We start from the raw sequence: 5,018 nt of genomic DNA, 5'->3' as shown, positions 1-5,018 counted from the left end.
GCTGCGGGGGGCCCGGCCCGGGCCTACCCCGGGTTGTATTGTTTTCCCGGGGGTGTGGGGGGGGGCCTGGGGGGGGGCGGTTGGGCGTCCACCCCCACCGGCCGACCTCCGCGGAACACGTCTCAGGAGCCGTTGTACCGCTCGATGGTCGTCACGTTGGGGAAGTGCCAGGAGTCGGGTGCGGACTCCCAGCCGTGGGTGGGCGCGTTGAGGCTGCCGTCGGCCTTGGCGGTGAAGGTGATGCCCTTCACGGTGCCGGCGCTGTAGCCGTAGAGGGTGCCGAGGTCGTCGCGGCCGTCACCGTTGTAGTCGCCTGTGACGATCTTCATATTGGGCCGGTGGTAGCCACCGGCGGCCAGCGCCAGGATCTCCTTGCGGCCGCCGAAGACCCCGTCCTTGCCGGTCGGGGTGAAGCTGATGACCGCGTCCCGGCCGTCGGCGTAGTCGTACCAGGTGACGATCTCGTCGCGGCCGTCGCCGTCGAAGTCACCGGAGTGCACGCTGGTGCGGTCGAAGCTGCCCCAGTCGGGGCTGTTCCAGCCGGTGTGCAGCGGGTCGTTGAAGCCGCCGTCGGGCCGGGCCGTGAAGGAGAACAGCCGGGCGCTGCCGTCGGCGTACCCGTAGAACGCGCCGATGTCGTCCCGGCCGTCGGCGTTGTAGTCACCGGTCGCGAACTTCATACCGCTCGCGCTCCAGCCGGTCTCCCGGGTGAAGGAGGAGAAGGGGGAGTTGAAGCCGCCGTCCGGCTTGGAGAGGAACGTGAACAGCTTGTCGGAGCCGTCGGCGTAGTCGTACCAGGTGGCGAGGTCGTCCCGGCCGTCTCCGTTGAAGTCACCGGCCTGGACGGAGATACGGGAGTGGGACCAGTTGCCCGCCGGGGTCTCCCAGGAACCGATGGCCCCGCCGAAGGTGCCGTCGTGCCTGCCGAGCCAGGTGAAGGCCTTGACCCGGCCGTCGGAGTAACCGTAGAGGGCGGCGATGTCGCCCAGCCCGTCGCCGTTGAAGTCACCGGTGGTGTGCTTCATGTTCGGGGCGTGCCAGTTGCCCGCGGCCGACTCGTAGGAGACGGGGGGCGCGTCGAACCGGGCGTCGGCGGCGCCCTGGAAGGTGCGCATCGCGTCGTTGCCCGCCGAGAAGTCGTACCAGGCGGCCAGGTCGCTGAAGCCGTCGCCGTTGTAGTCGTGGCGGATCGCGGTACCGCTCGACCACTGCGCCACGTTCCCGGCGTCGAGGACGACGAGGTTGCCCCGGTTCTGGAGCCGCAGCTGTCCACCGGCGGCGGTGGTCTTCGACTCCCACAGCGTCCGGGTGCCGTCGGCGGAGGTGACGGTCAGATTGCCGTTCGTGCCGAACGCGGCGACCGCGCCCGGGTTACCCGCCGTCCCGGTGGACCAGAGGGTCCTCTGGGCATTGGAGGTGATGACGAGGTTGCCGTCCGCGCGCATGGTCAGCTTGGCGGAGGTGGAGACCAGGGTCTCGCCGGGCAGCAGCCGGCCGCCCGGGACGAGCCGGGAGCCGAAGGCGGTGTTGTCGGTGCGTGCGGCGACGGCGCTGTTGCGGGTCTCGGTCTCGTTGAGGCATCCGCCCTGCCAGGACCGGCTGCTGACGCCCACCAGCTCAGGACGGTTGTTGACGGTACGGAGGATGGGTCCGCCCGCGTCCCCGGCGCAGATGGCGTCGGCCGCGGTGACCCCGGAGATCCCGGCGCTGGTCGCGTCCACGGAGTCGACGGTGAAGTCGGCGGTGTGCAGGCGACCGGGGATCCACTGCGTCTTGGTGCGCCCGTACCCGGCCACCTTGAGCGTCTCGCCCGCGGTGAGCGCCGTGGTGGCGACCGGGACCGGGGCGATTCCGGTGGCGGGCTTGGCGAGGCGGGCCAGGACGATGTCCCGGTCACCGCGCGGCACCAGCTCCAGGATCTCGCTCACCACCCCGCCGGTCCCGGTCAGGTTGGTGCGGCCCACCGTCGCCGTCGACGGGAGGGCGGGCTTGCCCGCGGCGATCGGGCCGGGCCGCTTGGGGTCCGTGGCGAAACAGCTCGCCGAGGTCAGCACCCAGGAGGGGTCGATGAGGGCGCCGGAGCAGGTGCGGGCGTTGCCGCCGGCGCCGATCGCTATCTGCGCGGTGAAGGCGTACGAACCGTCCGCCGCGGGTGTTCCGCCAGCGGCCTGGACGGACGTGGGTGCCAGGACGCCGACGGCGGCGAACGCCGCGGCGGCCGCGACGACGGCGGCGGCGCGTGGGGGTCTCGCGGACACGTATTTCCTTCTGCGGGTGTGGGGAGGGGGAAATGTTCCATGGCGGCGGCACCGAGGCCGCACCGGCAGGAAGGGTATCCCCTTCGCCGCTGACGTGGGGTTTTTCCAAGAGTTGTATGCATGCGTGGTGCATTCATCACGTGATAGGGGAGGTCGCGGGGCCGTCGCGGACCAGAGGACCTGCCGACCCGGATACCGCCTGGCATGATCGCCGTCATGGAACCCCTACCCCCCTCCCTCACCCTCGCCACCGTGGCCGACGTCCACGAGGTCCTCGCCGACCACGCCCGCTACTGGGGCGAGCGTGATCTGCGCTCGCTGCATCTGCTGGCGGTGGTACGGGAGTTCGGCCCGACCTGTCTGGTGGCGCGTGACGAGGAGGGGATCCGCGGGTACGTCTTCGGTTTCCTCACCCCTTCCGGAGCCGCGTATATCCATCTCGTCGCGGTCCGCGATGACTCCCGTGGCACCGGTCTGGGGCGGCGGTTGTACGAGGCGTTCGCCGAGGCGGCCGGGGAACAGGGGGCGACCTCCCTCAAGGCGATCACCTCGCCCGCCAACACGGGATCGATCGCCTTCCACCGTTCCCTGGGGTTCACCTCATCGCTGGTCGACGACTACCACGGTCCCGGGCGGCCCATGGTGGTCTTCGCCCGGTCCCTGCCGGTCCGGGGCTGACCGGCCGGGCGACGGACGCTGGTTCCGGCTCCGCCCGTGCCCTTCCACCGCCGCGGTGGCCCACCGTCAGGGGAAGGCCCGTTGCCGTCCTCAGACTTCGGCGGGAGGACCGGCCAGGCTGACCCGCAGGGCGATCACGTCGTAGTGGGAGTAGGAGTTGATGTCGTCGGTCAGCTCCAGGAGGACCTCTCCGGCCGTACGGCTCCAGCGCTCCCAGCGCTCGTCCATCTCCCCGGATCCCGTCTCGTCCGGTGCGCCGAGTTCCGCGCGGATCAGCGCGCCCAGACGGTCGTACTCGGCGTGGAGGTCGGCGCGTGCCGCCTCCGGCCGCCGGGTCCACGCCGGACCGTAGTCGCCGTCGAGATCGTCCTCGTCAGCCTCGTCAGCCTCGTCGTCCTCGCTGTCGTCACCGGCCTCCTCCGGCTCCTCGTCGAACGGTGGCCAGTACAGCGCGCACGGCAGCCGCAGATAGGTGTCCCCGGCGCCCTCCCCCGGAGCGTCCCCGAGTTCCAGCCGCCATCCGACGCCGCCGCCGCTGTCGTCGCCCTTGTCGCCCTCGTCGTCACAGGAGTGGGGCCCGCCGGCCCCGCCGCCCCAGGCGATCTCCGGGCGCCCGCCCGGACCCGGCCGGGCCCACCCGTGCCGCGTGAAGACGTCCTCCAGATGGGCTCTGTCCCAGGGGCGTTCGGCCAGCGTGACGAGCCGGCGCACCCAGACGGCGTCGACCGGCAAACTCTTCAAGGTCATTTCGTCATCGTAGGCACGCGAACTCGGGGGAGCGGCACGGGGAGCGGTACGAACGACGGCCCCTGCCACCGGTCAGGTACCGGTGGCCCGATACCGCCCCGCCGCCGCGCTCCTCCTCAGGGCCTGTTCCCGGCGCACCTTCGTCCACAACGCCTCGGAGGGGGCGCCGCCGCCACCGGCGGAGGAGTTCGCGGACGTCCTCATGCGCACCCTGCCGAGCGGCCCGCAGCCACGGGTGGAGGAGGGATTACGGAGGTGTGACCCCGGGCTCGCGGTCACGGCGGCGGCGCCGGGGCCGTCCTTCCCCCCGCCATCCGGCATCGCGTTGCCATTTCCGCAATGCTTGTTGCTGATATCGGGAGCGCTGGGCCACTGTCGTGCCCGGAGGTGACGAGTGATGGAGAACCATCGCGATGTTGTGATCATCGGTGCCGGGTCGGCCGGACTGACCGCCGGGCTCGTGCTGGCGCGAGCCCGGGCGGACGTCCTGGTGATCGATGACGGCAGACCCAGGAACGCGCCCGCCGCCCGGATGCACGGCTTTGTCTCCCGGGACGGGGTGGACCCCGCGGAGTTCCTGGCGACCGGGCGTGGAGAGGTGATCGGATACGGGGGTGAGCTGGCCTCGGCGCGGGTCGTCGAGGCGACCCGCGACGGCGCGGACGGGGGGTTCACCCTCGGACTGGACGACGGCACGGTGGTGCGGGCTCGCGCCGTCCTGGTCGCCACCGGGCTGACCGACGAGCTGCCCGCGATCGAGGGCGTCCATGAGCTGTGGGGCGGCGCGGTCCACCACTGCCCGCACTGCCATGGCTACGAGGTGCGCGACCGGGAGCTGGTGGTCATCGGTGGTCCGGTGGCCGCGATGAGTGTCCACCAGGCGGCCCTGCTGCGGCGCTACAGCGACCGGGTGACCCTGTGCCCCGACGGTATGGATCTCTCCGGCGCCGACCGTGACCGGCTGCGCGCGTTCGGTGTCCGGATCGCCGACGGCGCCGTCGCCCGGCTCGTCACCGACGGGAGCGGCGGGCTGACCGGTGTGGAACTGGGTGACGGCTCGGTGCGGAGCTGTGACGCGCTCTTCGTCGCGCCCGTGCCCCGCCCGAACGACGCGGTCCCGCGCGCACTCGGCTGCGCGGACGATCCGGCCACCGGGTGGGTGGCGGCGGACGCGGCGGGGGCGACCAGCGTGCCCGGCGTCTGGGCGGTGGGCAATGTGGTCAATCCGCGTGCGCAGGTGATCACGGCCGCCGGTCAGGCGTCCGCCGCCGCCATCGCGATGACGGCCTGGCTGCTGGAGCGCGATATCGCCGCCGCCGTGGAACGGGCCGGTAC

The 5,018-nt window shown here is 72.0% G+C and carries 4 protein-coding genes; 2 read left to right on the top strand and 2 right to left on the bottom strand.

From position 1 onward, the window contains the following. Positions 1-122: 122 nt before the first annotated feature. On the bottom strand, positions 123-2,258 hold the full coding sequence (locus tag ACFVIM_RS32805) for an FG-GAP-like repeat-containing protein (RefSeq protein ID WP_384309331.1): 2,136 nt from the start codon (positions 2,256-2,258) through the stop codon (positions 123-125). A gap of 216 nt (positions 2,259-2,474) precedes the next feature. On the opposite strand from ACFVIM_RS32805, the gene ACFVIM_RS32800 reads away from it, so the two are divergent. Next, on the top strand, positions 2,475-2,936 hold the full coding sequence (locus ACFVIM_RS32800; RefSeq protein WP_384309328.1) for a GNAT family N-acetyltransferase: 462 nt from the start codon (positions 2,475-2,477) through the stop codon (positions 2,934-2,936). Between the two features lie 90 nt (positions 2,937-3,026). On the opposite strand, the gene ACFVIM_RS32795 is transcribed toward ACFVIM_RS32800, so the two are convergent. Continuing rightward, complete coding sequence (locus ACFVIM_RS32795) at positions 3,027-3,683, bottom strand: hypothetical protein (protein ID WP_384309326.1); 657 nt, start codon at positions 3,681-3,683, stop codon at positions 3,027-3,029. 397 nt (positions 3,684-4,080) lie between these two features. Between ACFVIM_RS32795 and ACFVIM_RS32790 the strand changes: the two genes are divergently transcribed. Then, positions 4,081-5,018 (top strand): NAD(P)/FAD-dependent oxidoreductase (locus tag ACFVIM_RS32790; protein WP_384309323.1); only part of this gene is annotated, 938 nt, incomplete at its 3' end.

It is taken from the genome of Streptomyces sp. NPDC057638 (assembly GCF_042800315.1).
Lineage (GTDB): Bacteria > Actinomycetota > Actinomycetes > Streptomycetales > Streptomycetaceae > Streptomyces.
This window is presented reverse-complemented; position numbering and strand designations above follow the sequence as displayed.